At 62.4% G+C, this 26,514-nt stretch carries 21 protein-coding genes and 1 tRNA gene; 9 read left to right on the top strand and 13 right to left on the bottom strand.

From position 1 onward, the window contains the following. Positions 1-20: 20 nt before the first annotated feature. The 5 genes from ACI3KQ_RS02385 to hflK all read right to left on the bottom strand — a co-directional run bounded on the left by ACI3KQ_RS02385 (position 21) and on the right by hflK (position 5,784). Positions 21-413, bottom strand: a complete 393-nt coding sequence (locus ACI3KQ_RS02385) for a hypothetical protein (RefSeq protein ID WP_404954422.1) — start codon at positions 411-413, stop codon at positions 21-23. A 44-nt stretch (positions 414-457) separates the two neighbouring features. Next, positions 458-2,086, bottom strand: coding sequence for a helicase HerA-like domain-containing protein (locus tag ACI3KQ_RS02390; RefSeq protein ID WP_404954424.1), 1,629 nt, complete (start codon positions 2,084-2,086; stop codon positions 458-460). A 121-nt stretch (positions 2,087-2,207) separates the two neighbouring features. Further along, positions 2,208-3,713, bottom strand: a complete 1,506-nt coding sequence (locus ACI3KQ_RS02395) for a Do family serine endopeptidase (protein WP_404954426.1) — start codon at positions 3,711-3,713, stop codon at positions 2,208-2,210. A 110-nt stretch (positions 3,714-3,823) separates the two neighbouring features. Next, on the bottom strand, positions 3,824-4,669 hold the full coding sequence (hflC, locus tag ACI3KQ_RS02400; protein ID WP_404954526.1) for a protease modulator HflC: 846 nt from the start codon (positions 4,667-4,669) through the stop codon (positions 3,824-3,826). Beyond that, a complete protein-coding gene (hflK, locus tag ACI3KQ_RS02405; protein WP_404954428.1) occupies positions 4,669-5,784 on the bottom strand; it encodes an FtsH protease activity modulator HflK in 1,116 nt (371 codons plus the stop codon). The genes hflC and hflK overlap by 1 nt, the downstream gene beginning before the upstream one ends. A 73-nt stretch (positions 5,785-5,857) precedes the next feature. Here hflK and ACI3KQ_RS02410 point away from each other — a divergent pair, with 73 nt between their 5' ends. The 8 genes from ACI3KQ_RS02410 to ACI3KQ_RS02445 all read left to right on the top strand — a co-directional run bounded on the left by ACI3KQ_RS02410 (position 5,858) and on the right by ACI3KQ_RS02445 (position 15,137). Then, positions 5,858-6,817: an Mrp/NBP35 family ATP-binding protein gene (locus ACI3KQ_RS02410; RefSeq protein WP_404954430.1), complete on the top strand. Its 960-nt coding sequence runs from the start codon at positions 5,858-5,860 to the stop codon at positions 6,815-6,817. 72 nt (positions 6,818-6,889) lie between these two features. Continuing rightward, positions 6,890-7,324, top strand: a complete 435-nt coding sequence (locus ACI3KQ_RS02415; RefSeq protein ID WP_404954432.1) for a CoA-binding protein — start codon at positions 6,890-6,892, stop codon at positions 7,322-7,324. A gap of 39 nt (positions 7,325-7,363) precedes the next feature. Next, a complete protein-coding gene (locus tag ACI3KQ_RS02420; RefSeq protein WP_404954528.1) occupies positions 7,364-9,640 on the top strand; it encodes a molybdopterin cofactor-binding domain-containing protein in 2,277 nt (758 codons plus the stop codon). Between the two features lie 8 nt (positions 9,641-9,648). Beyond that, the gene (gene hemH / locus ACI3KQ_RS02425) at positions 9,649-10,620 is read left to right on the top strand and encodes a ferrochelatase (protein WP_404954434.1); all 972 of its coding nucleotides are present in this window, start codon (positions 9,649-9,651) and stop codon (positions 10,618-10,620) included. A gap of 33 nt (positions 10,621-10,653) precedes the next feature. Next, positions 10,654-11,376, top strand: a complete 723-nt coding sequence (phbB, locus tag ACI3KQ_RS02430) for an acetoacetyl-CoA reductase (RefSeq protein WP_404954436.1) — start codon at positions 10,654-10,656, stop codon at positions 11,374-11,376. A gap of 4 nt (positions 11,377-11,380) precedes the next feature. Continuing rightward, positions 11,381-11,668, top strand: coding sequence for a ribbon-helix-helix domain-containing protein (locus ACI3KQ_RS02435; RefSeq protein WP_404954438.1), 288 nt, complete (start codon positions 11,381-11,383; stop codon positions 11,666-11,668). A 68-nt stretch (positions 11,669-11,736) separates the two neighbouring features. Continuing rightward, entirely contained in the window at positions 11,737-14,181 is a 2,445-nt protein-coding gene (locus ACI3KQ_RS02440; protein WP_404954439.1) for a TonB-dependent receptor, read from the top strand. Positions 14,182-14,468: 287 nt separating this feature from the next. After that, positions 14,469-15,137 carry a TonB family protein gene (locus ACI3KQ_RS02445; protein WP_404954441.1) on the top strand — a complete coding sequence of 223 codons (669 nt, stop codon included), beginning with the start codon at positions 14,469-14,471 and terminating at the stop codon, positions 15,135-15,137. Between the two features lie 33 nt (positions 15,138-15,170). Here ACI3KQ_RS02445 and ACI3KQ_RS02450 read toward each other — a convergent pair whose 3' ends face one another. From ACI3KQ_RS02450 to ACI3KQ_RS02475, 6 genes are all read right to left on the bottom strand, one after another. Further along, positions 15,171-16,043: an FAD:protein FMN transferase gene (locus tag ACI3KQ_RS02450; protein ID WP_404954442.1), complete on the bottom strand. Its 873-nt coding sequence runs from the start codon at positions 16,041-16,043 to the stop codon at positions 15,171-15,173. 95 nt (positions 16,044-16,138) lie between these two features. After that, positions 16,139-17,011: a DUF4198 domain-containing protein gene (locus ACI3KQ_RS02455; RefSeq protein WP_404954444.1), complete on the bottom strand. Its 873-nt coding sequence runs from the start codon at positions 17,009-17,011 to the stop codon at positions 16,139-16,141. A 10-nt stretch (positions 17,012-17,021) separates the two neighbouring features. Further along, positions 17,022-17,558 (bottom strand): DUF2271 domain-containing protein, encoded by a 537-nt coding sequence (locus ACI3KQ_RS02460; RefSeq protein WP_404954446.1) that lies wholly within the window; start codon positions 17,556-17,558, stop codon positions 17,022-17,024. A gap of 12 nt (positions 17,559-17,570) precedes the next feature. Further along, on the bottom strand, positions 17,571-18,215 hold the full coding sequence (locus tag ACI3KQ_RS02465; RefSeq protein ID WP_404954448.1) for a PepSY-associated TM helix domain-containing protein: 645 nt from the start codon (positions 18,213-18,215) through the stop codon (positions 17,571-17,573). Between the two features lie 123 nt (positions 18,216-18,338). Next, positions 18,339-23,000: an NAD-glutamate dehydrogenase gene (locus tag ACI3KQ_RS02470; RefSeq protein WP_404954449.1), complete on the bottom strand. Its 4,662-nt coding sequence runs from the start codon at positions 22,998-23,000 to the stop codon at positions 18,339-18,341. 175 nt (positions 23,001-23,175) lie between these two features. Further along, on the bottom strand, positions 23,176-24,453 hold the full coding sequence (locus ACI3KQ_RS02475) for a hypothetical protein (RefSeq protein ID WP_404954451.1): 1,278 nt from the start codon (positions 24,451-24,453) through the stop codon (positions 23,176-23,178). A 184-nt stretch (positions 24,454-24,637) separates the two neighbouring features. Between ACI3KQ_RS02475 and ACI3KQ_RS02480 the strand changes: the two genes are divergently transcribed. After that, positions 24,638-24,713: transfer RNA gene (locus tag ACI3KQ_RS02480), tRNA-Thr, on the top strand. On the opposite strand, the gene ACI3KQ_RS02485 is transcribed toward ACI3KQ_RS02480, so the two are convergent. Together ACI3KQ_RS02485 and ACI3KQ_RS02490 are read right to left on the bottom strand one after the other, a co-directional pair. Beyond that, positions 24,684-26,315 carry a recombinase family protein gene (locus ACI3KQ_RS02485; protein ID WP_404954453.1) on the bottom strand — a complete coding sequence of 544 codons (1,632 nt, stop codon included), beginning with the start codon at positions 26,313-26,315 and terminating at the stop codon, positions 24,684-24,686. The genes ACI3KQ_RS02480 and ACI3KQ_RS02485 overlap by 30 nt on opposite strands. Continuing rightward, the gene (locus tag ACI3KQ_RS02490; protein WP_404954454.1) at positions 26,312-26,512 is read right to left on the bottom strand and encodes a hypothetical protein; all 201 of its coding nucleotides are present in this window, start codon (positions 26,510-26,512) and stop codon (positions 26,312-26,314) included. Before ACI3KQ_RS02490 ends, ACI3KQ_RS02485 begins: the two co-directional genes overlap by 4 nt. Positions 26,513-26,514: the final 2 nt, after the last annotated feature.

Consider the following 26,514-nt stretch of genomic DNA (forward strand, 5'->3'; position numbering starts at 1 on the left):
TGCTTTGCGTCCGTTTTCGATCATCTGTCCGGGTCGATCAGAATGCCGCTGACCGATCCATTGCGGACAGAACATACGAACGGCACGGATTGAAGGTCGCGATAAGGGCCGACTTCGCCTTCGACTTCCCATCCTGTCGACATGGAACTGGTGCGTGACCTGCCAATGATGGCTGCGCCTGGCCCGGCTTCCTGGCGCGCCTTGGCTGCGCAAGCCGCGCCTGCTGCCTTGGCCGAACTGATGTTGCCGTAACCCGGAGAAACATAGGGCTGTCGGTTCGCGTCGCGTTCCGCCTGGCGGTCCTTCGAAATGTCGCTGATGATTGCGGCATTCGCAGCGCGTCGCAATTCGCGGTTCGACTGGGCGGCGGCAGGAATTGCCAGGCCGAGCATTACCACGGAGCTGGTCATCATTACCATGCGCATCGATCTTCTCCCCGTTGAAACGGACAAATACCCTATTTGAAAAGACTGCCCAATATGCCCCGCACCAGCTTTCCGGCCAGGCCGCCCGATGATCGCCGGGTAGACCCGCCGAATACGGCACGCCCCAGTTCATTGGCCACCTGTCGTCCTACCGAAGATGCGGCGGAGCGGGTGGCGGATTGAACGGCCCGGTCCAATGACGAAGGTCTGGCCGCTTCACGCGCGGCGGCGGCGTCGCGGCGTGCCTGCTCCTTCAGTTCCGCCTCGCGCTGCTTCGCCTCCACCTTGGCCTGAGCGGCGGCGGCTTTTTCGCTTTCCACCTGCGCCTTGGCGGCTTGCACGGCTGCGACCGCCGCTTCGCCGCGTGCCGCCAATATTTCTTCAGCCGATTCGCGATCGACTGCCGTGTCATATTTATCGGCACAGGGAGAGATTGACTGGATGATCGCGCGCTCCTTGGCATCGACCGGTCCCAGGCGTGATCGGGGTGGAGCGATCAGCGTGCGCTGGACGATGCTGGGCGAACCGTCGTCCTGAAGCAGCGAAACCAGCGCTTCGCCGACCCTGAGTTCCGTGATGGCCGTTTCGACGTTGAGGTCGGGATTGATCCGAAAGGTCTCCGCCGCGGCCTTGATTGCCCGCTGGTCGCGCGGGGTGAAGGCGCGCAGGGCATGCTGAACGCGGTTGCCCAACTGTCCGGCCACCTCTTCGGGAATATCGATCGGATTCTGAGTCACGAAATAGACGCCCACGCCCTTCGACCGGATCAGCCGCACGACCTGTTCGATCTTGTCGGTCAGCGCCTTGGGCGCATCGTCGAACAGCAGATGGGCTTCATCGAAGAAGAAGACGAGCACCGGCTTGTCCGGGTCACCCACTTCAGGCAGCGTTTCGAACAATTCGGAAAGCAGCCAGAGAAGGAATGTGGCGTAGAGCCTGGGGCTTTGCATCAGCTTGTCGGCGGCCAGTACATTGACATAGCCGCGGCCCTGGTCGTCCACCTTCAGGAAGTCATGGATGTCGAGCGCCGGTTCGCCAAAGAAATGGCCGCCGCCCTGGCTGTCCAGTTGCAGCAATTGCCGTTGTATCGCGCCCACGCTCGCCTTTGTCACATTGCCGTAGCGGGACGACAGCGTATCGGCATTTTCCGCGCAGTGGGCGAGCATGGCCTGAAGGTCGCCCAGGTCGAGCAGGAGCAGGCCCTGATCGTCAGCATATTTGAAGGCGATCGACAACACGCCTTCCTGCGTTTCGTTAAGGCCCATCAGCCGGGACAGCAGCAGCGGTCCCATTTCACTGACGGTGGTGCGGATCGGATGGCCCTGCTGTCCATAAAGGTCCCAGAAGATGGCTGGATTGTCAGCATAGCTGTAATTATCGACGCCGATCTCCTGCGCGCGGGCGATCAGCTTGTCCGCGTTTTTCGCGGTCGGTGATCCCGCCATCGCGATGCCGGAAAGGTCCCCCTTCACGTCGGCAAGGAATATGGGGACGCCGCGCGCGGAAAAGCTTTCCGCTATGCCCTGCAGGGTGACGGTTTTACCCGTGCCGGTTGCGCCCGTGATCAGCCCATGCCGGTTGGCGCGCCGCAGGTTCAATATCTGCGGGATGCCGCCATTTCTTTCCGGTGCGCCAAGACCGATGAAAATGCCGTCGCTCATGTGCCCCTTGCTCCATCAAACGGTTCGAGCCGCGCCTGTCGGTGACGGCTTCCACAGTATAGGGAAGCCGATCATCCCGGCAAGCGCGGCTCGCACACGATCCGCTGCGTATCAAGCGGCCTTATTTGTCGCGCAGGCGCACCGGCAGGAATACGGCGGGCTGACCACGGCGCAGCACCTGCAGCAGGATGGCGGTGCGTCCCTGCGCCGCGACCTGCTTCACCTGGGCGTCCAGATCGGCCTGGCTGGCGACCGGGCGGTTGTTCGCGGTGATGACCACGTCGCCCCGGCGCAGGCCCTTGGCCCCCGCATCGGTGGAACTGTCCACCGCCGTTATCACGATGCCGCGCGTTTCGGCGGCAAGGCCGAGCTGGCGGGTGATGCTGGGCGTTAGCGGGATGGCCGAAATGCCGAGCGACTGCTGGCTAGCCTGTGGACCGGACGAGGGCGGCTGTTGCTGGTTGAAATCATCGCCCTGCTGCTGGGCAAAGCTGTTCAGTTCATCTTCCGACGGGCGTTCGCCGACGATGGCGGTGACGGTCTGGCGCTGACCATTGCGGATCAACACGATCGGCACGCGCGTTCCGATGGGCTGATTCGCGACGATGGAGGACAGATTCTGGTCCGGTGTCACTTCCTGACCAGACACGCTGACGATCACGTCGCCCGGCTTGATACCGGCACGGTCGGCGCCCTTGCCCGGCTCCACGCCCTGCACGAATTCGCCACGATTTTTCGCCAAGCCGAGCGAATCGGCCATGTCTTCGCCCAGCGGGCTGATCTGGATGCCCAGATAGCCGCGCTTGACGCTCTGCCCCTTGCGCAGGGTCGCGACGATCGGCGCAGCCTGTTCGGAAGGTATGGCGAAGCCGATGCCGACATTGCCGCCCGACGGAGACAATATCTGGCTGTTTATGCCGATCACATTGCCGCGCATGTCGAACATCGGGCCGCCGCTATTGCCCTGGTTGATCGATGCGTCGGTCTGGATGAACTTGTCGTAAGTGCCGCCGGTGCCACGATGGACCGCCGAAATGATCCCGGCCGTGACCGTGCCCGACAGGGCGAAGGGATTGCCGATGGCAACGACCCAATCACCCACGCGCGCCTTCGTACTGTCGCCGAATTTGACGAAGGGCATGGGCTTCTTCGCATCGATCTTCAGCACGGCGATGTCGGTCGCGGGGTCGCGACCGATCAGGCGGGCCGTATATTCTTCGCGATTGGTGAGCGTCACCGTGATGGAATCGACCGAGGCGCTTTCGGCCCCGGCGGACACAACGTGATTGTTGGTCACGATGTAACCATCGGCGGAAATCAGGAAGCCCGACCCCAGCGACTGCGCCTGGCGGGTCTGCGGCTGTCCGCCAGGGGAGCCGAACAATTCGCCAAAGGGTGTGCCCGCGAACGGGTTCTGCACCTGCACGCGCTGCTTGGTCGAAATATTGACCACGGCAGGCTGCAATTTTTCCACCATGTCGGCCAGGCTGGCAGGCGCGCCCGCTGGAGCTGCGGCCTGCATGCCTTCATTCTGGGCAGTCTGGGCGCCGACATTGGGGCTGGATGTTACGGCGATGGCGGTGCCGCCAAGCAGCAGGGCGCCGGTGATGGCATAAGCGTAACGCACTCGTGACAGTCCTCTCATGAACTTGCGGAAAGGATGGCGGGACTCCGCGAGAGTGGGAATGCGCCGTCCTGCCTTAACCCTCATTGAATGACGCTGGTTCCGTAATGATTCTAACGGCCCTGAAACTGTTTCAGGAACTCATTGTCGCGCGACAGGACCATGTTGGTCGACCCCGACCGATCCGTCGCGAAGGTGTAGCGATAGGCCTGCATCGCCCGATAGAAATCATAAAATTGCGCGTCCTTGCCAAAGCTGTCCGAATAAATGCGCGCAGCGTTGGCGTCTGCTTCCGCCCGGATGATCTGAGCCTGCTTGGCCCCTTGCGCGCGGATGGTCAGCGCCTCCTGCTCGCGGGCGGTGCGCATCCGGGTGAAGGCGCTTTCCAGCGGTGCGCCGTCGGGCAGGTCGGCGCGTTTGATACGCACATCGACAATCTGAGCGCCATATTGCCGCGCGACCCGGTTCAGCCCCGCTTCGATATTGTCCATCACCTGCCCGCGTTCCGGCGACAGCAGCGCGGCGAATGGCCGTTTGCCCAGTTCATTGCGCAGCGCCGACCCAAGGATGGGTCGCAACGCTTCGGAAACGCGTTCTTCGTTGCCCGCCGCGATATACATGCGCAGCGGATCGACGATACGGTAACGAGCGAAGGCATCTACCTGTAATCGCAGCTGATCGGTGGACAGCACCTGTTGCCGTTCCATTTCAACCGACAGCACGCGTTTGTCGATCCATACGATCTGATCGATGAACGGCCAGCGCAGGATGATGCCAGCGCCCGTCTTGCCGAAATCTTCGTTCGGACGGTAACGGTTGATGATCTTCTTGGGATCGCCGAAGCGGACGACGACGCCCTGCTTGGTTTCGGGTACGATGGCGATGGTGCTGCCGATCAGCATCAGCAGGACGATGACCGACAGCGCGAGCGCGACGGGGTGGCGCAGCAGGTTGGGCATCACCGGTTCCCCTCCGCAGGTGCGGCAGGGGCGGTCGCCGCCTGTGCCCTGCGCTTGAGTTCGGGAAGCGGCAGGAACGGCGTGACGTTGCCGCTTTCGACGATCGTCTTGTCGACGTTGGACAGGACGCCCTCCATGGTTTCGTAATACATGCGGCGACGCGTGACATCGGGTGAGAGCCGGTATTGTTCATAGACCTTGTCAAAGGCGGCGGCTTCGCCCTGCGCCTTTGCCGTCACCTGCTGCGCGGCGGCGCGCGCTTCGTTCAGATAGGTCTGGGCGGTCTGCTGCGCAGCGGACACGGCCTTGAACGCGTCGTTGACGGCGGTCGGCGGGTCGGCCTGCTTGATGGCGACGCCCTGCACGCGAATGCCCGACCGATAGCCGTCGAGTATGTCCTGCATACGTTGTTCGACCTGCTGTTCGATCTCGGTCCGGCCCGCGCCCAGCGCATCGTCCAGGCTGACGCTGGCGACGACGGACCGCATGGCGCTTTCAGCCACTTCGCGGACGGTGTCATCGGGGTCGGACAGCTGGAAAAGATAGAGTTCCGGGCTGCGGATATTCCAGCGTACCGAATAAGCCAGGTCGATGATGTTCTGATCGCCGGTCAGCACCAGATTTTCGCTTTCGGCGCTGGCCGAACCGATATCGATGGCGCGGATTTCCTCCACATCGACGGTGGTTACATTTTCCAGCGGGCTGGGTAGCGTCAGGCTGATGCCCGGAGAAATCGTCCGGCTATATTTGCCGAGCAGGGTCACGACGCCGCGTTCTTGCGGGCCGACGCGGTGAACGCAGGTCAGCACCAGCCATAACAGGATGAAGACGCCAATCGCAGCAGGCCACAGCGCCTTGCCATTGGGGCGTGGCGGCAGATTGCCAAAGCCCCCGCCGCCCTGGCCAAAGCTGTCGCGGCTGCGGCGCAGCAGTTCCTCGATTGCCGAAGGTCCCTTCGATCCGGCAGGGCGACCCGGCTGCGTCCAGGGATTGCGAGGGCCATCATTGCCCTTGCCCGGCCCATCGCCTCCTTCGGAACCATCGCCTTTATTGCCCCAGGGGCCTTGGACCATGGCGCTTTTGATGCCGGGCATCCACCCGAGAATTCTTTTCATACCGTCTCTATAGGAAGGGTGGCGCTTGAAAAACAGTGCCCTTCGCAACGATTATTGCCTAGAGGCCGCTGTCATGACCGATCTTGAGAGTTTCGCTGCCCGCCTGAAGACGCTGACGGAGGGGCGCGCCAGCACCCCGCGCGTCAAGGATGGGGTGATGGCCCTGGCGCTGGACGTGGGCGGACTTTCCGCCGCGCGACGGGACGCCGTGGCCGACGCTATCCGCGAAGGCGCGCTGCTGGTTCCGGGCGTGAAAGATGTGCGCATAGCGATGACCACCGAGCGCAAGAGCATCAGGATCATCGCTGTTGCATCGGGAAAGGGGGGGGTGGGCAAATCCACTCTGTCGGCAAACCTGGCCGTTGCCCTGAAGCGGTTGGGGTTTTCGGTCGGTATCGTGGACGCGGATATCTACGGCCCGTCCCAAGCCAGGCTGATGAACAGCGAGGACAAGAAGCCGCAGGCGCAGGACAAGCGCCTGATCCCGGTGGACAGTCCGGCTGGCATTCCCATGCTGTCGATGGCGCATCTGGTGGAACCGGGGAAGGCGCTGGCGTGGCGCGGACCCATGGCTGGCAACGCCCTGTCGCAACTGATCGACGCCGATTGGGGTGAAACGGAAATACTGATCGTCGATATGCCACCCGGCACTGGCGACGTTCAATTGTCGATGGTGCAAAAGCATAAGCCTGCGGGCGCGGTTATTGTATCGACGCCGCAGGACCTGGCGCTGATCGACGCTCGCCGGGCCATCAGCCTGTTTGAACAAACACAGGTGCCCATCATCGGCCTGGTGGAAAATATGGCGGGCTATAGCTGCCCGCATTGCGGTGAAATATCCGACCCATTCGGCACTGGCGGCGCGGAATCCGCCGCCGGGGAGCTGGGGATGGCCTTTCTGGGCCGCATTCCCCTGGCGATTGACATCCGGTTGAAATCCGACGCTGGCGACCCGCCCGCAGCGGGCGAAGATGAATCGGGCAAGGCGTTTCACGCTGTCGCGGCCAAGGTGGCGCAATGGTTGCGCGGCTGACGCGTGCAGGCCGAGGGAACGGATTGAGCCTGTGCCGCGTCTTTCCGGCAACGCGTTGAAAGGAACAAGCGCATGCCCCTGAACGAGCCTCAGCAGATCGCCGACCTTTTGAGCGGGACGCGCACCATCGCGATGATCGGCCTGTCCGATCGGCCCGATCGCCCCAGCTATGGGGTGATGAAGGTGCTTCAGGACCATGGCTATCGCGTGTTGCCGGTCAATCCGCAGATTGCGGGCGAACATGTACATGGGGAATTTGTCTGGGCGCGGCTGGCCGATATTGGTGTGCCCATCGACATGGTCGACATCTTCCGCCGTAGCGAGGCGGCGGGGGATGCGGTGGACGAAGCCATCGCAGCGGGCGCGAAGTCGGTGTGGATGCAATTGGGCGTGGTCAATGAAGCCGCTGCTGCCCGCGCGGAAGCCGCAGGCCTGAAGGTCGTGATGGACCGGTGTCCGGCTATTGAGATACCCCGCCTCAATATTGCTCCGATCAACGCAGATTAGAGCTTTTCAGCCGTTCGAAGCCTCTCTATCACCATGGTCATGGGGCGCGCACCGCTGAAGCATGCACAGCGTAAAGACCAGGAGAGGGGCATCAATAGACGCGCGCTGCTGGTAGGGGCGGGTGCATCGGCGGGGGTGATGCTGGCATGGGCGATATGGCCCCGCCGCTACCGGCCGAACCTGAATGCCGCAGCGGGCGAGGCGGTTTTCAATGCGTTCCTTAAAATCGATCGGGCAGGGCAGATCGTCGTCATCGTTCCCCAGACGGAAATGGGCCAGGGCATAACGACGTTGCTGCCGCAGATATTGGCCGATGAACTGGGTGCTGACTGGCGGACGGTGGGGGTGCAGAGCGCGCCGGTCAGCCCGCTTTACGCCAATGATCTGCTGGCGCGGCAATGGCTGTCGAGTGACTGGACGCGGCTGGCGGGATCAGCGGGTGAATGGGCGATCGACCAATATGCGACCCGCCGGGCCTTGATGCTGACCGGCGCTGGCACATCAGTGCCGATGTTCCAGCAAAGCTATCGTGAGGCGGGCGCCGCTGCCCGCGTGCTGCTGTGCCAGGCGGCGGCCGCGCGCTGGGACGTTCCCTGGGAAAATTGCGACATCCAGAATGGCATCATCTCCGACGGCGGGCAAAAGCGGTTGAAGATCGGCGAGGTGGTGGAAGAGGCCGCCGCGTTCGACCTGCCGGAAATCCTACCCTTTCGGCAAAGGGAGACCGATCGGCTGGCCGGGCAGGACCTGCCACGGCTGGATACGCCGTCCAAGATCGACGGCAGTCATAATTTCGCCGCTGACATCCGCTTGCCCGACATGGTTTTCGCTTCGATCCGGCAGGGGCCGATCGGCGATGCACTGTTGAAAAGCGTCAATGAAAATGCCGCGCATAGTGTCACGGGTTTTCTGAAACTGGTGCGCACGGATCGATGGGTCGCGGCGGTCGCGACCAACTGGTGGGCGGCGAACAAGGCGCTGGACCTGGCTGATCCCATATTCGAACTGGCGGGCAATCCGGTCAGTAGCGAAGGGGTCGAGGCGGCGCTGGAGCAGGCTTTTGCCGGGTCATCCGGGCAACGCCTCTATTCACGCGGCGATCTGGCGCCCTTGTTCGACAACGCCACTATCCTGGCCAGCGAGTTCAGCGTTGATCCGGGCCTGCATCTCGCGCTGGAGCCGATGTGCGCGACGGCGCGCGTGACCGATGATGCGGCGGAAGTGTGGACCGCGACGCAAGCGCCCGGATTGGCCCGTGCGGCGGTTGCCGATGCGCTGGGCATGGCGGACGGTTCCGTCACTCTTTATCCCCTGCACGCGGGTGGCTCCTTTGGGCGGCGGATGGATGTGGAGGCGGGCGTGCAGGCTGCGCTGATCGCGAGGGATGTCGGTCGGCCAGTACAACTGCAGTGGTCGCGGCTGGAAGATGTCATCCAGGATCGTCCGAGCGCCCCGGCCCATGCCCGCATGGCCGCCAAGTTGGGCCGCAATGGCGTGATCGAAGGCTGGCTGGCCAAGGTTTCCGCCCCCTGCGGCATGACCCAGACCTGGGACCGGGTGGCGCATCGCAAACTGCCGCATGCAGCGGCTCGCGATGCAGCGGACCTGTCCACCCGACTTGCGGTTGCGGGCATGGAATTGCCCTATGCGCTTCCCAACTGGGCAGTGGATCATTTTCCCGCCGACCCCGGCCTTCCCATCGGCTTCGCACCGGGGAATGCCCGATTGCATGGCGCCTTCTTCACTGAAAGCTTTATCGATGAACTGGCCCATCAGGCGCGGATCGAACCCATATCCTTTCGCATTCAGATGCTGGGCGGCAATCCCCGGCTGGCGCACTGCCTGACCACGGTCGGCGCGATGGGCGGCTGGCAGGGCGGCATCGAAGGGAGTGGGCAGGGGTTGGCCGCGCATCAGATGGACGGGGCCTATGCCGCCGTGATGGTGGAAGCGGCGATCAATGCCGGAAAGCTGAGTGTTGGACGCATTATCGCGGCGGTCGATGGCGGGGACCAGGTCAATCCCGACATCGCCCGTCAGCAGGTCGAAAATGGACTGATTTATGGGTTGGCGCTCGCCATGGGCGCATCGGTTCCCTACGCCAGGGGCATGCCTCAGCGCGCGATCATGGGGCGAATGGGCCTGCCCCGCCTTGCCGACATAGGTGAAGTTTCGGTCGAGTTGGTGCGCAGCAGCGCGCCGTCGGCCGAACTTACCGACATCGGCGCTCCGTTGATCGCGCCTGCGGTCGCCAATGCGCTTTTCACAGTCACCGGGCAGCGTTTTCGCAAGCTCCCACTCTTGCCAAGGACTTGACGTCGTTCGTGGATAAAATCGGCCTTCTCCTCATCAATCTGGGCACGCCCGACGCGCCCGATGCTGCATCCGTACGGCGTTATCTGGGTGAGTTCCTGTCGGACCGGCGCGTTGTGGAGATCCCCAAACTGTTGTGGCAGCCTATATTGCGCGGTCCAATCCTGCTGACCCGGCCCCGCAAATCGGCGCGCGCCTATCAGGAAGTCTGGATGGAGGGAGGCTCTCCGCTCGCCGTTTATACCCGTGACACCGCCCAGAAGCTGCAGGAATTGATGGGCGCGGAGGTAGTGGTCGACTGGGCGATGCGCTATGGCAACCCTTCGATTGCGACGCGGCTCACAGCGATGATCGATGCGGGTTGTGGCCGCATTCTGCTCGCGCCGCTTTATCCCCAATATTGCGCCGCGACGACCGCGACGGCGCTGGACGCTGCCTATGCTGCGCTGGCGGATTTGCGGTCGCAGCCCGCGATCCGCACATTGCCGCCCTATTATGCCGATCCCGCTTATATCGAGGCGCTACGCGCCTCTGCCGAGCGGCAACTGGCGGAACTGGATTTTGCACCGGACCTGTTGCTCGCCAGCTTTCACGGCATGCCGCAACGCACCCGGCAGCTGGGCGATCCCTATCATGATCAGTGCCTGGCGACGGCAGGACTGCTTGCCCAAGCGATGGGGCGCGAGGTGCGGGTCACCTTCCAATCCCGCTTTGGTCCCGCCAAATGGCTGGGCCCCGCGACCGACGACGTTCTGCGCAGCCTGCCGGGCGAAGGCGTGCGTAAGGTGGCGGTGCTGACCCCCGGATTTTCCGCCGACTGTCTGGAAACGCTCGAAGAAATCGCGATGCGGGGAAAAGAGGATTTCTTGTCATCAGGCGGTAGTCAATTCGCGCATTTAAGCTGTTTGAACGCTTCACCCGAAGCCATGGTCCTGTATCGCCATCTTGCCGATCGCGAACTTGCAGGCTGGGTGGAGGGGTAGATTTCTGTCCGAATTTAACAAGGAGAGGCTGTTATGACCAAAGTTGCCATCGTCACGGGCGGAACACGCGGCATTGGTGAAGCGATCAGTTTGGCCTTGAAAAAAATGGGCTATGTCGTGGCCGCCAACTATGCCGGTAACGACGAAAAAGCGCGCGCCTTTAGCGAGCGGACTGGCATCGATACGTTCAAGTGGGATGTGGGCGATCATCAGGCGTGCCTGGACGGCTGCGCGGCGGTGGCCGACCGTCTGGGGTCGGTGGACATAGTGGTGAACAATGCGGGCATCACCCGTGACGGCGTGCTCGCAAAGATGAGCTTCGACGACTGGAATGAGGTGATGCGCATCAATCTGGGCGGTTGCTTCAACATGGCCAAGGCGACATTCGATGGCATGCGGCAGCGTGGCTGGGGCCGCTTTGTCAATATCGGATCGGTCAACGGTCAGGCGGGGCAATATGGCCAGGTCAACTATGCCGCCGCCAAGTCGGGCATTCACGGCTTTACCAAGGCGCTGGCGCAGGAGGGCGCGAAATACGGCATCACCGTCAATGCCATCGCGCCCGGCTATGTCGACACCGACATGGTGGCCGCAGTACCGGCGCAGGTCCTGGAAAAGATCGTCGCCAAGATTCCGGTCGGTCGGCTGGGCCATGCCGGAGAGATCGCAAGGGGCGTCGCTTTCCTGTGCAGCGAGGAAGCGGGGTTCGTGACCGGCAGCACCATGTCGATCAATGGCGGGCAGCATATGTACTGATCGCATGACCGCGAATGGAGACTTAGATGGTGATGCGCCGCCGCCTGCGTCCCCCTTCGCGGCGCCGGTGAAGCGCAGCATCACCATCGCGGGCCACCAGACGGCTATCAGTCTGGAGCCCATTTTCTGGGATGCCCTCCGCGTCCGCGCGGCGTCGGAGGGCTTGCCTATAAACGCGCTGATCGCCCGGATCGATGTTGCGCGTCTGGCGGTATTTGATCCGCCCAACCTGGCAAGCGCCGTTCGATGCTGGCTGTTCAGCTTGAAAGAAGATAAGAATAGTTCGCAATAGCGTTGACTCTGCGACCTACTATCAATAGCAGGCCCCTCAAGCCACATCAGAAAGGGGTTTCTGTTTCCATGTCCAGTTCCAAGTCTGCACCTTCATTCCTGGCGCTTAGTTGCGTCGGCGCTCTGGCATTTGCATCGGCGGCCCATGGTCAGGATGCGGCGCAAGGCCCCAATCTGGGTGGCATGACGGTTACGGACACGGCGATCGATGAATCGGCGGTGAAGGTGGAGCGGGCCGAATCGCCCAAATATGTCCGCCCGCTGCTCGACACGCCCCAGACCATCACGGTGATCAGCAAGGAAACCATTCAGCAGCAGAATCTGCTGACCTTGCGCGACGTTCTGTCCACGGTTCCGGGGATTACCTTTGGCGCGGGCGAGGGCGGCTTTGGCTATGGCGACCGCATCATCCTGCGCGGTCAGGACGCGAAGAATGACGTTACCGTCGATGGTGTACGTTCCGGCGCATTCCTGAACCGCAACGAAGTTTATAATATCGAACAGGTGGAAGTCACCAACGGCGCCAATTCGGTCATGAACGGCGGCGGATCTGTCGCGGGCACGATCAATCTGGTGACCAAGCGGCCGCTGGCTGATGATCAGACCATATTGAATGCGGGCATCGGCACCGACAATTATTACCGCGCGACGGTGGATGCGAACAAGCGGATCAATGACCTGGTCGCCGTCCGCCTTAACGCCGTCTATCATGAAAATGACGTGCCGGGCCGCGACGTCGAATATTACAAGCGCTGGGGCATCGCGCCCGCCATCTCCATCGGCATCGACGGACCGACCAGCCTGACGTTGCAGGGCGAATATCTGGACGACGATGCGATGCCGCAATATGGGCTGCGCTATTATCCCGCGCAGGGCGGCATCCTCGACGAGTTCGACCGGTCGGGCTATTATGGCTTTGCCAATGTCGACAAGCAGGACAGCAAGACCAAGTCGCTGCAGGCGATTTTCAGCCATGCGTTCAGCGATAGCCTGAAGATTCGCAACCTGACGCGCTATGAACATATCCGTCAGAACACGATCACGAGCCAGCCATCGGGGGACTTCTGTTTGTCGTCCGGGGTGCAGCCTGATGGCAGCGCCTGCGCGGCCACCGTTCCGCCCGGCTTCTTCATGCCTAACCGTGGCAATGGACGCGGCAACACGCGCTTCATCAATAACGAAACCGCTTACAACCAGATCGATCTGAGCGCCGATTTCGCGACTGGCGGCATCGAACATACGCTGGTCCTGGGTGCGTCGGCCCTGTGGGAAAAATATAATCAGCTGGGCGGCAACAGCCTGCGTGAAGCCGATGGCACCAACCCGTTTGAAACCGCCTATCCGCTGGTCAGCATTTCCAACCCCGGTCAAGTTGTTCAGGGTCCGGCAGGCTTCGTCTATGGCAGCAACAATTATGTTGGTCCCATCAACTTCATCCGGTCGGCGCGGAATTTGGGCGAGCAGACCAGCTATGCTGCCTATCTGTTCGATGCGATGAAGTTCACCGACTGGCTCGAACTCAACGGTGGCGTTCGCTACGAAAAGGTGAAGGGGTGGAACCGGACGTTCAATTATGAAGTGACTGGCCCCAATCGAGGACAGTTGGCTGTCCCGGTCGCAGGAACCAGCAATCCGACCTATACGTCGATCGACGACAACCTCTTCTCATACCGGGTCGGACTGGTCGTGAAGCCTACGCCTAACACCAGCCTGTATGTCGCCTATGGCAACTCCAAACTGCCCTCCAAGGCATCGGTCGATGGCTCGTGCACGGCGAACAACGAATTTGGTGGCAGCGGCACCTGCAACGTGAAGCCGGAAACGACCAAGAACTACGAAATCGGCGTCAAGGCGGACCTGTTCGATGCCAAGCTGCTGCTGACTGCGGCGATGTTCCGCAATGACCGTAACCAGATCAAGGTCCTGTCGGGCGATCCCCTGCTGCCCGACCGGGCTGCCGATGGTCGCCAGCGGGTCGAAGGCATATCGCTCGGCGCGTCGGGCAATATCACCAGCAACTGGACGATTTCAGCCAACTACATGTATCTGAAGAGCAAGATCAAGCAGGGCGTGTCGGACTATTGCCTGGAGAACCCAGGATCGACTGACCCGGCAGCGGGCGATTGCGCCAACAGCGTTCTGTTCCCCGATCCCACGCGTGGTTATGCGCTCACCAATACCCCCAAGCATTCGGGCAGCCTGTTCACCACCTATCGCTTCGGCTTCGGTTTGGAACTGGGCTATGGGATCACTTATCAGGGCAAATTCCTGCTGAACCAGCCCAATGCCGCGCAGCTCGCTGCCGGGACTTATGTGGGTTATAATGTGCCGAGCTACACCATCCACCGGTTGATGGTGAATTATCCCATCACCGAAAATCTGAACGCGCAGCTGAATGTCCAGAACTTCACCAACGAGAAGTATGTGACGACGGTGCGCAATAATGTGAACAATAGCTGGGCCATGCCTGCGCCGACCCGTTCGGCCGTGTTGAGCCTGAACTACAGCTTCTAAAAACGACCTTATCCCCGGCATTCGTCCCATGCCGGGGTGACGGGCGAGCGGCAGTATTCCCTCCTCCTCGGGCTGTCGCTCGCCCAACCTTTTTCGGACTGGCACATGGCTGGATCAAAAATGCAATTGTATCGCATTATGACTTGCGCCATGAGTCCGGCGATGGCGGTAGCCAGAAAGGGGATCGGTGCATGTTACGTGTAGCGGACAGGCTCATGGATCAGGAAGAAGAGGATGTTCTTCTTCACGCCCCCGAGTCTCCAATGCCCAGACCGGCGTCGATCCAAATGGCGAACATTGCCCCGCCGTCACGCTATGGGCAGTCGAAATCGCCCAACTGGGTGATCATCGCGCTGATCCTGGCGGTTCACGCCGTGCTGATCACCGCCATCATGCACGTGCGTCATCAGGTTCAAAGGCGTGAAGAGCTGCGCTTGTCGGTCGTCAACCTGACGCCGCCCGCGCCTCCACCTCCGCAGGACGCGCCGCCCCCGCCACCTTCAAAGCCGCAGATCGTGGCGCCTGCCCCGGTCGTTCGGCTGGCCACCCCGTCGCCGCAGATCGCCACTACGCCCATCGCGCAGCCGGTCGCGGTCAGCGCGCCGACGGCGATCGCGCCGGCACCCACCGTCGCTCTCGCCGCCCCGTCGCCTCCCAGCACGGTGCAGGGCGGCGATCTGAGCACCCAGATGGTGTCCGGCAAGCCGCCCCGATATCCCATTGAAAGCCGCCGCAAGCATGAGCAGGGGACCGTCGTCCTGGCTCTGACGCTGGGCACAGATGGCGCGGTAGAGGCAATCGCGGTCACGCGTAGTAGCGGCTTTGCCCGCCTGGACGATGCGGCGCGGGATGCTGTGCGCAAATGGCGTTGGCGTCCGATGGTTCAGCAGGGTCGGGCCGTCAAGGTCAAGGGCGTGGTTGAAATCCCGTTCGTTCTTCGACCCACATCAGCGTAAACTGGGTAGGGGCGCGCCGCTTTCTGCACCTTTTCAGTCCAGCATCGCGGCGAGGGCGGGCGTCATATATTCCTGCCCTCCATCATCTTCCCTGCGGATCAGCCGCGCGGCAATGCCATGCCGGGTTGCGAGCGCCATGCCGCCTTCATGACCCAGCACCGTGATAGCGGTCGCCCAGGCATCGGCCATCATCGCGCTTTGGTGCAGAACCGAAACGGATGCGACATCGTTCCCGATCGGCATGCCGGTGGCGGGATCGATGCTGTGGGACAGCCGCCTGTCGTCATCGACCCGGAACCGCCGATAGTCGCCTGACGTAGCGACAGACAGGCCGCAAAGCGCGATCCTGAGCGTCGGCAGGCCAAGGCCGGGCGGCGATTCCACATCGACCCACCAGGGTTGGCCATCGGGCCGGACGCCATCCCCCCGCAGTTCGCCGCCTATTTCGACAAGGAAATGGCGCGCGCCCAGATCGCGCAGGCGCCGGGCAACGGCGTCAACCGCGAAGCCCTTGGCTATCCCGGAAAAATCCAGCGTCACGTCGGCTGTGCGACGGGCCTGTTGCTGGTCGATCTCCAAAGCTGTCCAGGGTGAGGGGTGACTGGGCCGTGCAGATGAAGCGTAGGTGCCGGATGGTCCAAAGCCCCAATGGTCGACCAGCCTGCCGACAGCAGGATCGAACGCGCCGCCGGACAGCTTTGCCACGTCCAGTCCTGCGCGAAGCACCGTCATCATCTCTGGGGGCAGGGGGGTCCATAGGCCGATGCGTGAGAGGTTGAATCGGCTGATGTCGGACGCCGCTTCCCAATTGCTCATCTGGGTGATGATGCGGGCCAGCACGTCCGTGATTTCGTCTTCGCACGACGCAGGCGCATCGACGATATGGGCCGACCAGGTTGTTCCCATGGTCGGCCCGGACAGGTCGGTGACATACGCCCCCCGTTGCCGCCCGGTAAAATCATCGGGCGACAGGCTGGTAGGGATGGCGACGCGGACGCCGGTCAGGGCGCGAGCACTTCCAGTGTGGTCACATAGGATGCACGGCGCTGCGGCGGACCAGCGGGGCGTTGGGGCTTTTGAGCCGCCGAATCGGCCGCAGCAGGCGCACCCATGCCCTCGCCACCTTCACGACCGCCGCCGGTGCTGGCATTCAGCCAATACATGCCCGGTTGTGGCCAGGTGATCGTCAGCTTGCCATCCTTGTCGGTGACGAGATCCATCTGGCCCAGCGAGTCACGATAGCGGATTCCGCCCGGAATGGCCGTGACCTTCAGGCCAGCGGCAGGCTTGCCATCCAACAGGAACTGGAAGGTGGCAGCTTCGCCCGATACCAGGTCATTGGGATGCGTGACCGGCACCAGTTCGATGCCTGTGCCCGTGGGTTTGAAGATGGAGGCCGTCGGCGCGCCCAGCGTCACGAAGATTTCGTTGCGGTTGGACGCTTCGGTCGTCTGCACATTGGTCGCGCCTGCGGGGATGGCCGCCGCCAGATTGTCCTTCGTGGTGCCGCGCGGCAGGCGCTTCTGCTCGCCATTCAACGTGTAGCTGCCCATGACGCCCGTGGAAACGCTAGCGATCCGGTAGGTGCCGGGCTGTGTCAGGTGGACGTCAAAAGTCGACCGATATTTGCCGGTAGCGCCATTTTCGATCTTGCCTTCCGACCCGTCGGGCTGCGTCACCCTGACATTGTCGATGCGCATCGCATTATGTTCGAAATAGAAAAGGTCGTTGGATACGGCAGCATCCACCGTCACCCAGCTTTCGTTGCCGGACAGGGTGGTGGACGACGGCAGCATCCATTGGCGATGCGCCTGCGCCGCGCCGGAAAGAAGCAGCGCGCCAACTGCGCCCGCGATAATATGTCTGGCCTTCATGACATTTCCCCTATTTGCTGAAGGAGACGCTGACCGCGCCCAATTCGCTTTTACCCTTGGTCCGTACCGTCGCGCCCGGCTTGGGCGGCCAGCTGAACGGCAGGCGCAGCAGTTCGCGCCCGCCGACTTCGCGGGCTGCTTCCACGACCAGCGTGTAGTTGCCCGCGCCGAGCCGTCCCAAAGGCCCCTTGCCGTTGATGAAGCCGACTTTATGTTCGCCCGGTGCGCGGGTCGCGCCCGTCACGCCGTCCGCCGGAAAGCTCATCGTCCGGCCCGACACGCGCCACCACTGACGCATGTCGCGCAGCCACTTCGCGCCTTCGCCCTTCGCCTTGTCCACATCATACCAGACCGACAGGGTGCGCGGGGCCGCGCCTTCCTTTTCCAGCCAGATGGCGACATAGGGCCGGTGATATTCGGCGACCGACAGGCGGGGAATGGTGACGGTGACGTTCATCGTTTCGGCCTGCGCCGCGCCCGCGCCCGCGCCCGCCGCCGTGCCGATGGCGACGCCGCCCCCCAGGATCAGTTTATAGCCCCTCTGCATGACGTCGTTCCCTTAGTGGATGAAGATGATGGCGAGCACCGCCGGAATAGCCAGGCCCGCGGCCACCAAAGGCCAGGTGCTAGGCCGCTTGGCCGCATGAAGCTGCAACAGTAGCAGCCCGGTCAGCGCAAACAGAAAGCAGGCGACGGCGAAAATGTCGATGAACCATTTCCACGCGGTGCCGGTGTTGCGCCCCTTGTGAAGGTCGTTGAGATAGCTGACCCATCCCCGGCTGGTCGCTTCGCTGGATACCGCGCCGCTGTGCCGGTCAATGGAGATCCAGCCGTCGCCGCCGGGCCGGGGAAGGGGCAGGTAGATTTCATCGCTCGACCATTCCGCCTCACCTTCGCCGCTTAGCCCGATTTCCTTTTCGACCCACGCGGCGACATCAGACGGCAGCGGCTTCTTGCTGTCCGGCGCATCGTCGGCGGTGACGCGGTTTAACAATACCGGGGGCAGTTGTGCCGTTCTTTCGACCGTCTGGGGAGAAGCTTCAACGTCGGCGGCGTGGTTGAGCGTAATGCCGGTGAACGCAAAAAGCAGCAGGCCGATCAGGCTGATCGCCGAACTGATCCAGTGCCAGCTATGCAATTGTTTGAGCCAGAAGGTCTTGTGACCCTTCTTTTTCTTAGGCTGGGCGCGGACGGGGGCGTGCATGGGAGTGGATGCGGTCCTGATGAGAAGTGCGGCCTAGTAACGCGAACGACTCGCAATTGCAAACAGGGCTGTGTGGAAAATTATATTAAAATATATGCGGTCAGGCTGGAAAAGGGTGCCACCTCAGCGCCCCAGAAGGCCGCGCGCCTGGCCTGCAACCTCCGCCAGCATCGCGACATTTGCGAGCGGTGCGGAGCGGGCGCGCCGCACCAGTCCGCGGAACTGCGCGACCCGTGAGGCTTTTTCGGTCAACCAGCGTTCGACATGAGCGCTAATATCGTTCGTGCTCGCCTGCGCCAGAAATTCCAGCCGCACCTGCTGCATGTCGCGCGCGACGCCGGAAATCAGCAGCCGTTCCCATGGGTCGGAAGGGGTCATCCGGGCGGCGGTCGATTGCACCCAATCGATACCGAGCGCTTCGCCCAGATGGGTGAAAGCGCGGGTGAGGTCGACTTCATCGACTTTCAGGCGGCGCGCCAACGCGGCGATGCCGACTGCGCCGTCCAGTTTGAACAGGCCGACAGTCCGCCGCACCAGCGCATCGGGTGCGCCACGAGCCAGCAGATGATCCGCCACGGCGCTGGCGCGGCGCACCGCCTCACTGGTCAGCAATTCATCGACTCTGTTGGCCAATTTGCCCACGCCGTCGGCCAGGATCGCGTGGCCCTGGCCGGGCAGGGTGCCCGACGCTACGCTGCGCAATATGTCGGCGATCTGCGCCCGCATGCCGTTGGCGACTTCGCCGAACAAGCCAAGGCGTGCGCCTTCGGCCATCTCCGCTGCGTCTATGTCGGCCCACAGGCTGCCAATGTCATAGAGCCGCTCCGCGATCAGGAAGGCGTTGGCCAGATCGGCCAAGGAACAGCCTTCCTCCTCCGCCAGCTCGAACGGGTGGATCAGGCCCAGCCGGTTGATGACGCGATTGGCGACTTTGGTCGCGATGATCTCCTTGCGCAATGCATGGGCCGCGATCGCATCGGCTTCCTTCTTTTGCATCGCGGGCGGAAAGGCGGCGGCCAGTTCGTCCGCCATGCTGGGATCAGCCGCCAGGCCGCCATGCTCAATCGCGTCCTGCAACGTCAGCTTGGCGGTCGACAGCAATATAGCGAGTTCGGGTCGGGTCATCCCCAGTCCGTCCTGTCCCCGCCGCAACAACTGGTCGTTGGCCGCTAGCCCCTCTACCCGCCGGTCCAGCCGACCATCTTCCTCGAACGTTTCGATCAGGCGCACATAGCTTGCCAGTTCGGCAGCCCCGCCTGCTTCGGCGATGGATAGGCCCAGCGCCTGCAAGCGGTTATCTTCCAGAACGATGTCAGCCACGGCATCCGTCATGCTTTCCAGCAGCTTGTTGCGGGCGGCGAAGGAAAGGCGGCCCTCAGCCATTTCCTTGTTCAGCCCGATCTTGATATTGACCTCATTATCCGAACAATCGACGCCCGCGCTATTGTCGATGAAGTCGGCATTGATACGGCCGCCGCGCAGGGAAAAGGCGATGCGGGCCGCCTGAGTGACACCCAGGTTCGCCCCTTCGCCGACCACCTTGATCCGAAGATCCTCCGCGTCGATGCGCAGCCGGTCATTGGCCGGATCGCCCACATCGACATGGCTTTGTGAAGCCGATTTTACATAAGTGCCGATGCCACCGAACCACAGCAGGTCATTGGGGCTTTTCAGGATGGCCGCGATCAGCGCCGTCGGCTCCATTTCAGGCTCCGTCACGCCCAGCATCGCCTGTGCCTGCGGGCTTAGCGTTATGCGCTTGAGCGTGCGGGGGTAGACGCCGCCGCCTGGGGAGATGATCGACTTGTCATAATCATCCCAGCTTGATCGCGGCAGTGCGAACAGCCTTGCCCGCTCTTCCCATGATTTTGCGGGATCGGGGTCGGGGTCCAGGAAGATGTGACGGTGGTCAAAGGCCGCGACCAGTTTGATGGATTTAGAAAGCAGCATGCCGTTGCCAAACACGTCGCCCGACATGTCGCCGCATCCGACCACAGTCACCGGCTCGCTCTGCACGTCCACGCCCAGTTCGGCGAAGTGCCGCCTGACGCTGATCCACGCGCCGCGCGCCGTGATGCCCATCGCCTTATGGTCATAGCCATGGGAACCGCCGCTGGCGAAGGCATCGCCCAGCCAGAAATTGCGTTCCAGCGCGATGCTGTTGGCGACATCGCTGAACGTCGCTGTCCCCTTGTCGGCTGCGACGACGAAATATGGATCATTGCCGTCATGGATGCGGACGTGGGGCGGGTGGGTGACTTTTTGCGCGACGATATTGTCGGTGATGGACAGCAGCGCGCGGATGAAGATGCGGTAGCTTTCCGTGCCTTCCGCCATCCACCCTTCGCGGTTACGCTGCGGGTCGGGAAGCTGCTTGGGGTAAAATCCGCCTTTCGCTCCGGTCGGCACAATGACGGCGTTCTTGACCCGCTGCGCCTTCATCAGGCCCAATATTTCGGTGCGGAAATCGTCGCGTCGGTCGGACCAGCGCAGTCCGCCCCGCGCGACCGGACCAGCGCGCAGGTGGATGCCTTCGACACGCGGAGAATAGACCCAGATGTCGCGCCACGGCAGCGGAGCGGGCAGCCCCGGAACCTGGGCGCTGTCCAGCTTGAACGCCAGCGCTTCCTGGGCGGCGTCGCTGAAGAAATTGGTCCGCAGGGTCGCCGTGATGACGGCACGGAGCAGGCGAAGCACCCGGTCCTCGTCAATGGCCTTCACCTTTTCCAGGCCCGCGTCGATAGCTGCCTGCGCCTTGGCTGCGCGGTCGGCCCCATCCTTGATAGCAGGGTCGTGCAACGCTTCGAACAGCGTCACCAGATCATGCGCGACCGCCTGTTCCCGCCGCAATGTTTCGGCAAAGGTCGCCATGCTGTAAGCCATGCCGGTCTGGCGCAGATAGCGAAATAGCGCACGGAACAGGACGACCGCGCGCGGCGCCAGCCCCGCGGTGACGATGAGTTCATTGAACCGGTCGTTTTCCGCCCGGCCTTCCAGCACCTGGGCGATGGCTTCGGTGACGACCGATGCGCGGGCGATCACCGGATCCGCATCGCTGCCCGCAGGCAGTTCCAGGACGAAACGCTGGACATGGCCCAGTGCCCCGCCATCCACGGCGGTCGTCATCTCGTCGATCACGCGGAACCCGAAATTTTCGAAGGCGGGCACAACTTCGGACAGGGCGATCACGTCATGGCTGTAGAGTTTGAGACGCAGCCTTTCCGCTTCATCCTCGCCATTGCGATAGATGCGGATCGACTTGTCGCCCGGGCCTGACAACCCGTGTAGCAAACGGATGTCGATTGCCGCTTCGGCGGGGCCTGCGCCATTGCGATAGGCCAGCGGAAATCCCGCCGCGAAACGTTGCGCCAGAGCAGCGGCGCGACCCGGCTCCTCCATCTCGGCGAGCGCCTCCTCAACAGCGGGCAGCCAGCCGCGCACCATCTGTTTCAACTGCCGGTCCAGCGGCAGTTCGTCCGGCACCACGCCCCCGTCGCGCAGGTCGAGCGTGATGCGCAGCAGCGCCAGCCCGCTTTCCTCCAGCGCGATCGACCAACTGAGGACCGGCCCATTCGCCGCTTGCGACAGCATGTCCTGCACGGCCAGCCGCCGCGCCGTCGTCAATTCTTCGCGTGGGAGCCAGGCAAAGGCGTAGAGATGCCGCGCCAGCGCGCTGGTCCCCAGCGCCAATTTGGGGCGCGGCCGGTCGGTCAGCGACATGAAGGTCAGCGCCAGCCGCTCCAGCGTGTCATGGTCGAAGCCGATCAATATGTCGTGGGGCAGGGCGGTCAACGCGTGGGCCAGCACCTTGCCCGCATGGCCTGCCGGATCAAATCCGAACTTGTCCATCAGTTCCGAAAGGGCGGATCGCAGCAGCGGCACTTTGTCAGGCGTCGCGGCCAGCGCGGCGCTGGTCCACATGCCCGCGTGGATGGACAGTGCTACGACCCGCTTCCCTTCCCTAACCGGGACGATGATCAGATCCAGCAGGATGGGCCGGTGCACCCGCGACACATGGTTCGATTTGATGATGAGCGGGCTGCGCTTGCCTTCTTCGAACCAGGTGAAAGCTGCATCCCGCGATGCCGCCGCCAACAAGGGGGTGTCCTGCCGCGCGCATATGCCCAAGGGCGCCTGGGCGGAGCCGTCGCGCAGCCGCAGTTCATGCCCGATCTGCGTGAAATGACGCGCCAGAAACCATCGCAGCAAGGCCGCGCCTTCGCCATCGGGGACGGTGTCAGCGTCATGGGCCATCGCCTCCCGCATCCGGGGCCAATCGGTGACTGCCGCGCGGACATCGGTCAAAGTTTCGCGCAACTGCTTTTCCAGTTTGCGGCGACCCTTCGCATCGACGCGGTCTGCTTCGATATAGATCATCGATTCCCGGCGCGCGCCCGGTTCGTCATCATCCAAGACGGCGCTCAACTGGCCCTTTTCATCGCGCTCCACCGACAGGACGGGGTGCAGCAGCCGATAGATAGTGATGTCAAGCATCGCGAGGGCGTTGGCGATGGAATCCACCAGGAACGGCATATCGTCGTTGATTATGGCGATGCGCATATAGCGCCCGGTCGCGCCTTCTCCCAAGGTTTCGACCGCTAGAGCGAGTTGGCCGGGTTTGCGAAATTGTGCCGCGCGCGCCAGGAAATCCGCTGCGGCGGCTGCGATCTCAGGGCTGAAATCCTCACCCTCGCCGGGGATCGTTCCCTTGGCCAGGGCGGCCTTGAGCGCATCAAGGATGGAACGATTTACCTGCTTGGACCTGGAGTCTGCCAACGCCGTCATTCACAACCTCTTCCCGGCGGGTCTGGCCCGCTTATGTTGGAACGGAGAAGATTTGCGGATGCCGCGCTGCCTCCTCCGGCAAGCGGCAATATGCGTCAGCCGGGCTGGAGGCTCAACCCGGCATGGCAATAAAGTTGCCTGTGGCTAGAATAAAGATGCGGCTTGCGCGGCCTGTTCAGGCTGCTGCGGCCATGATGACACGCTGGCCGAGGTCGGAACCGTCCGGCAAGACTCCCACGATGGCGAGTGTGCCGTCCGCCTCGCGACGCGTGATTACCACCGCCAGCCCATCGACATCAGTGGCGATGGCGACCGGGTCGATAACAGCAGCCGCCTTCATCGCGGCGCGTGCTGTTGCTTTGCGGTCGGGACGAGCGGGTGCACTGCTGCGGCGCTGGCTGCGTTCGTCGCGGATCAGCGCCTTAAGGCCGCCGTCATAGCGGGCCAGATAGTCGGCGAAGGTGCCAACAGCGAGTTGAGCAGCCTTTGCATGATCCAGCGCGGCGGCGTATTCGGTAAGCCTGGTCTTGTCATAGGTCGCGCCAAAGACCAGCTTGACCACCGCCGTCAGAGGGCTGCGCGCCTGGACCTTGATCCCGGCGTCGCTCAATATTTCGGCATAATCGTCCGGCGATGCTTCAGCCGCCAGCGCGAAGTCGTAGGCGAGCCCGATGGCGCGATAGAGTGCCGTATGGCTGCGAGTTTCGCTGGTGCGCGCTTGCTCCACGCCGTCGCGGGCCAGTGCCAGCCAGTCGGCCAACGGCGCGTCGGCGGCAGGGCTTTCCATTCCTGCAAGGTCCAGCGTGCCGCCGTCATCCTCATCTGCGGCTGGCCCGTCCGCCCAGATCGGCGTCACCGCGCCGGGGGCAGCGGAAGTGCGCAACGCTGCGTCCACTTCGCGCCCAATCTCGTCGGTAACTTCGTTGCTGGCCAATTCCTTCCAGCTGATCACGCCGAAGACGAAATCGATCGTTTCATCGTCCGACGAAAAGGGCATCAATATGCCGCGGTATAATATGTCTGCCCCACGCTGGTTGACGAAGCCGGCTTCAAATCCGATCGGCGCGGCGTTCGCGATGATCTGGAGATAATGGTCGGTCAGCCGCGACACGAGCGACCGGGGAGGCACGTCGTTGATGAACTGAATGGGCCCTGTAATCGCGCATTCCCGGCGCAGTGCCGTGCCCAGATATACGATGGCGGGATTGTCGATTCCGGCGCTGAAATCCAGCAATACGCTGTTCGGACCGAAATCCTCCAACTCCGCGGGCGACAAATCCTCTATCGAGGGCAAAGCCCGATCCCCCAGCAGCGACGCCCAATAATTATAGGCGCGCACCTGCATCCGGCGCTCGTCCGAACCGATGGCCGCAGGGGTTTCGATGGCTGCGTCGCCGACATGATCGAAATCGTCCGGCTCGCTGACGATGTCATGCCCTCGCAGAGTGTCCATTGGGTCGGTCCTTAGCCCAGAATAAGCTTTTCCTGAGAATCGACACTGCCATGGGATGGTAAACATGCCGTGAAGATGACCGAAGGCCTGGGACGGCGATCATTCGGCACGGCGAAAAGATGGTCCGAACGAATGCATTGCCCGCTTGTCCTGCGCATCATCCGCTGTTATCTGCCCCACCAACGCCGCTTTAGCTCAGTTGGTAGAGCATCGCATTCGTAATGCGGGGGTCACAGGTTCGAGTCCTGTAAGCGGCACCATTCCCGGTCAAAGATGGGCACCGTGCCCATCAGACGCGGGACGCCGTTGCAGATACCATTCTCCAGCACGGCCTTCGGGCCAGATATGGTGATCTGTGCATTGGAAACGGTGACCTCAGACACCAGCATCCGAAGATAGTCCTTTCGCAGCGTCGCGTCGTCGTCGCGCAATTTGGCTGACAGCAATTCGCCAAAACTACTGATCGTTGCTGGAGTAATCTTGCGCGATCCTTTCGCAAGCTGCGTCTCTAGGGTATCGATGCGCACGGTCGCCGTAGCAAGCGCTGATCGATTCTCGTCCATCCGCTTGGCGAAAATGGGATCGCGTGGCCCCATTTGCCCGGTTTCCACCAGGATGAGCAAGCGCTCAATGGCTGTCCTCAGGCGGGTCTGCTCGGCTCTGGCGTGAGAAAGTTCCTGCTCCCGCTGCACGCGCTTCTGGTCGGAGAGGTTGAGCACGTCGGCAAGAAGCGATTGCAGCCGCCCAGGCGCGAGCAACTGCTTCTCCACGGTGTCCAGCACGAGGTCGTCGAGAACTTCCCGTCGCATGCTTGGGGTAGCGCAAGTCTGTCCCTTGTTCACGCGGTTGGCGCAGACATAATAGCTGTATCGTCCACCTTTTCCGGTGCGGATCGTCATGGCGCAGGCACATCCTGCCGTTCCGCATTTCGCGATCCCGGTCAGCATTGTGGTGCCAGCAACAATATGTGGAGGGTTGCGGCGCGGATTGCGAGAGGCACGTAGCGCGTTCACACGGTCGAATCGGGCCTGATCGATAATGGGCGGGCATGGCACGGCGATCCAGTCTTCCGGATCAGGCGCATTGCCGTCATCGTCCATGGTCTTGTCGTAATAGACTCCGGTATAGGTGATGCGGCTCAGGATCCCTGCAAGATTCCCGTTAGAGAATTTGGCTCCGCGCAGCGTCGTGCCACGCGTGTTGAGCGCCTTGACGATCCAACGTCCGCCACGCCCCATGTCGGCCCAGTCAAAAATCTGATCGACCACCGCTGCCTCGGCGGGCACTGCGCGCAGCTTCATCCGCTCCTTGTCGCCGTCTTTTTTGGCGACGTACGTCTCGTAGCCAAAGGGCACCGGGCCGCCATTATAGAAACCCTGGCGCGCATTCTCCCGTCGGCTCTTGGCGGTGAAGATGGATGCCTCGACAGCACCCTGTTCGGCGACGAAAGCCGTGAAGGTCTGTCCGAGACGCTTGGCGCGTCCCTCGCCAAAATTCTCGGTGATAGAAACGACTTCGACACCCTCGTCGGCAAGACCATCCAGTGCATTGAAGAAGATGCGCATATTACGCGCCATGCGGGAAAGACGGTAGAGCAGCACGATGCCCACGGGATTGGTGCCGTCGGTTGCCTGCGCGATCATCCGATTGAAGGCTGGACGTTTATCGGACTGGCCGCTCATACCGCTGTCGACGAATTCCTCGACGATCTCGATGCCATTTCTCAGGGCATAGGCCTCGATGGCATGGCGCTGTGCTTCGATGCTCTGCGCCTTCCCATCCTCCTTGTCGACGCTCAACCGCAGGTAGACATAGGCCCGCATTTTGGCGCTGCCTCTGGATCCACGGCCACGCTTCATCATCCATCCTCCGAAAACAGGGCAGCAAGGTCAGGACCGAGTGCCGCCAGCACCATCTGAATCTCTTCGCGGGCAATAGGCAAGTCAGAAGGGAACTGGCTGTAGATCGGAATGGGACGCATCACGCCGCGCACGGATTTTCCGCGCGCGGCGGCCTTGCGGCCGGCGACCGAGCCATTCTTCTGAAGGCGCTTGTCCACGC

The sequence above is a fragment of the Sphingobium sp. ZW T5_29 genome (assembly GCF_044987515.1).
Lineage (GTDB): Bacteria > Pseudomonadota > Alphaproteobacteria > Sphingomonadales > Sphingomonadaceae > Sphingobium.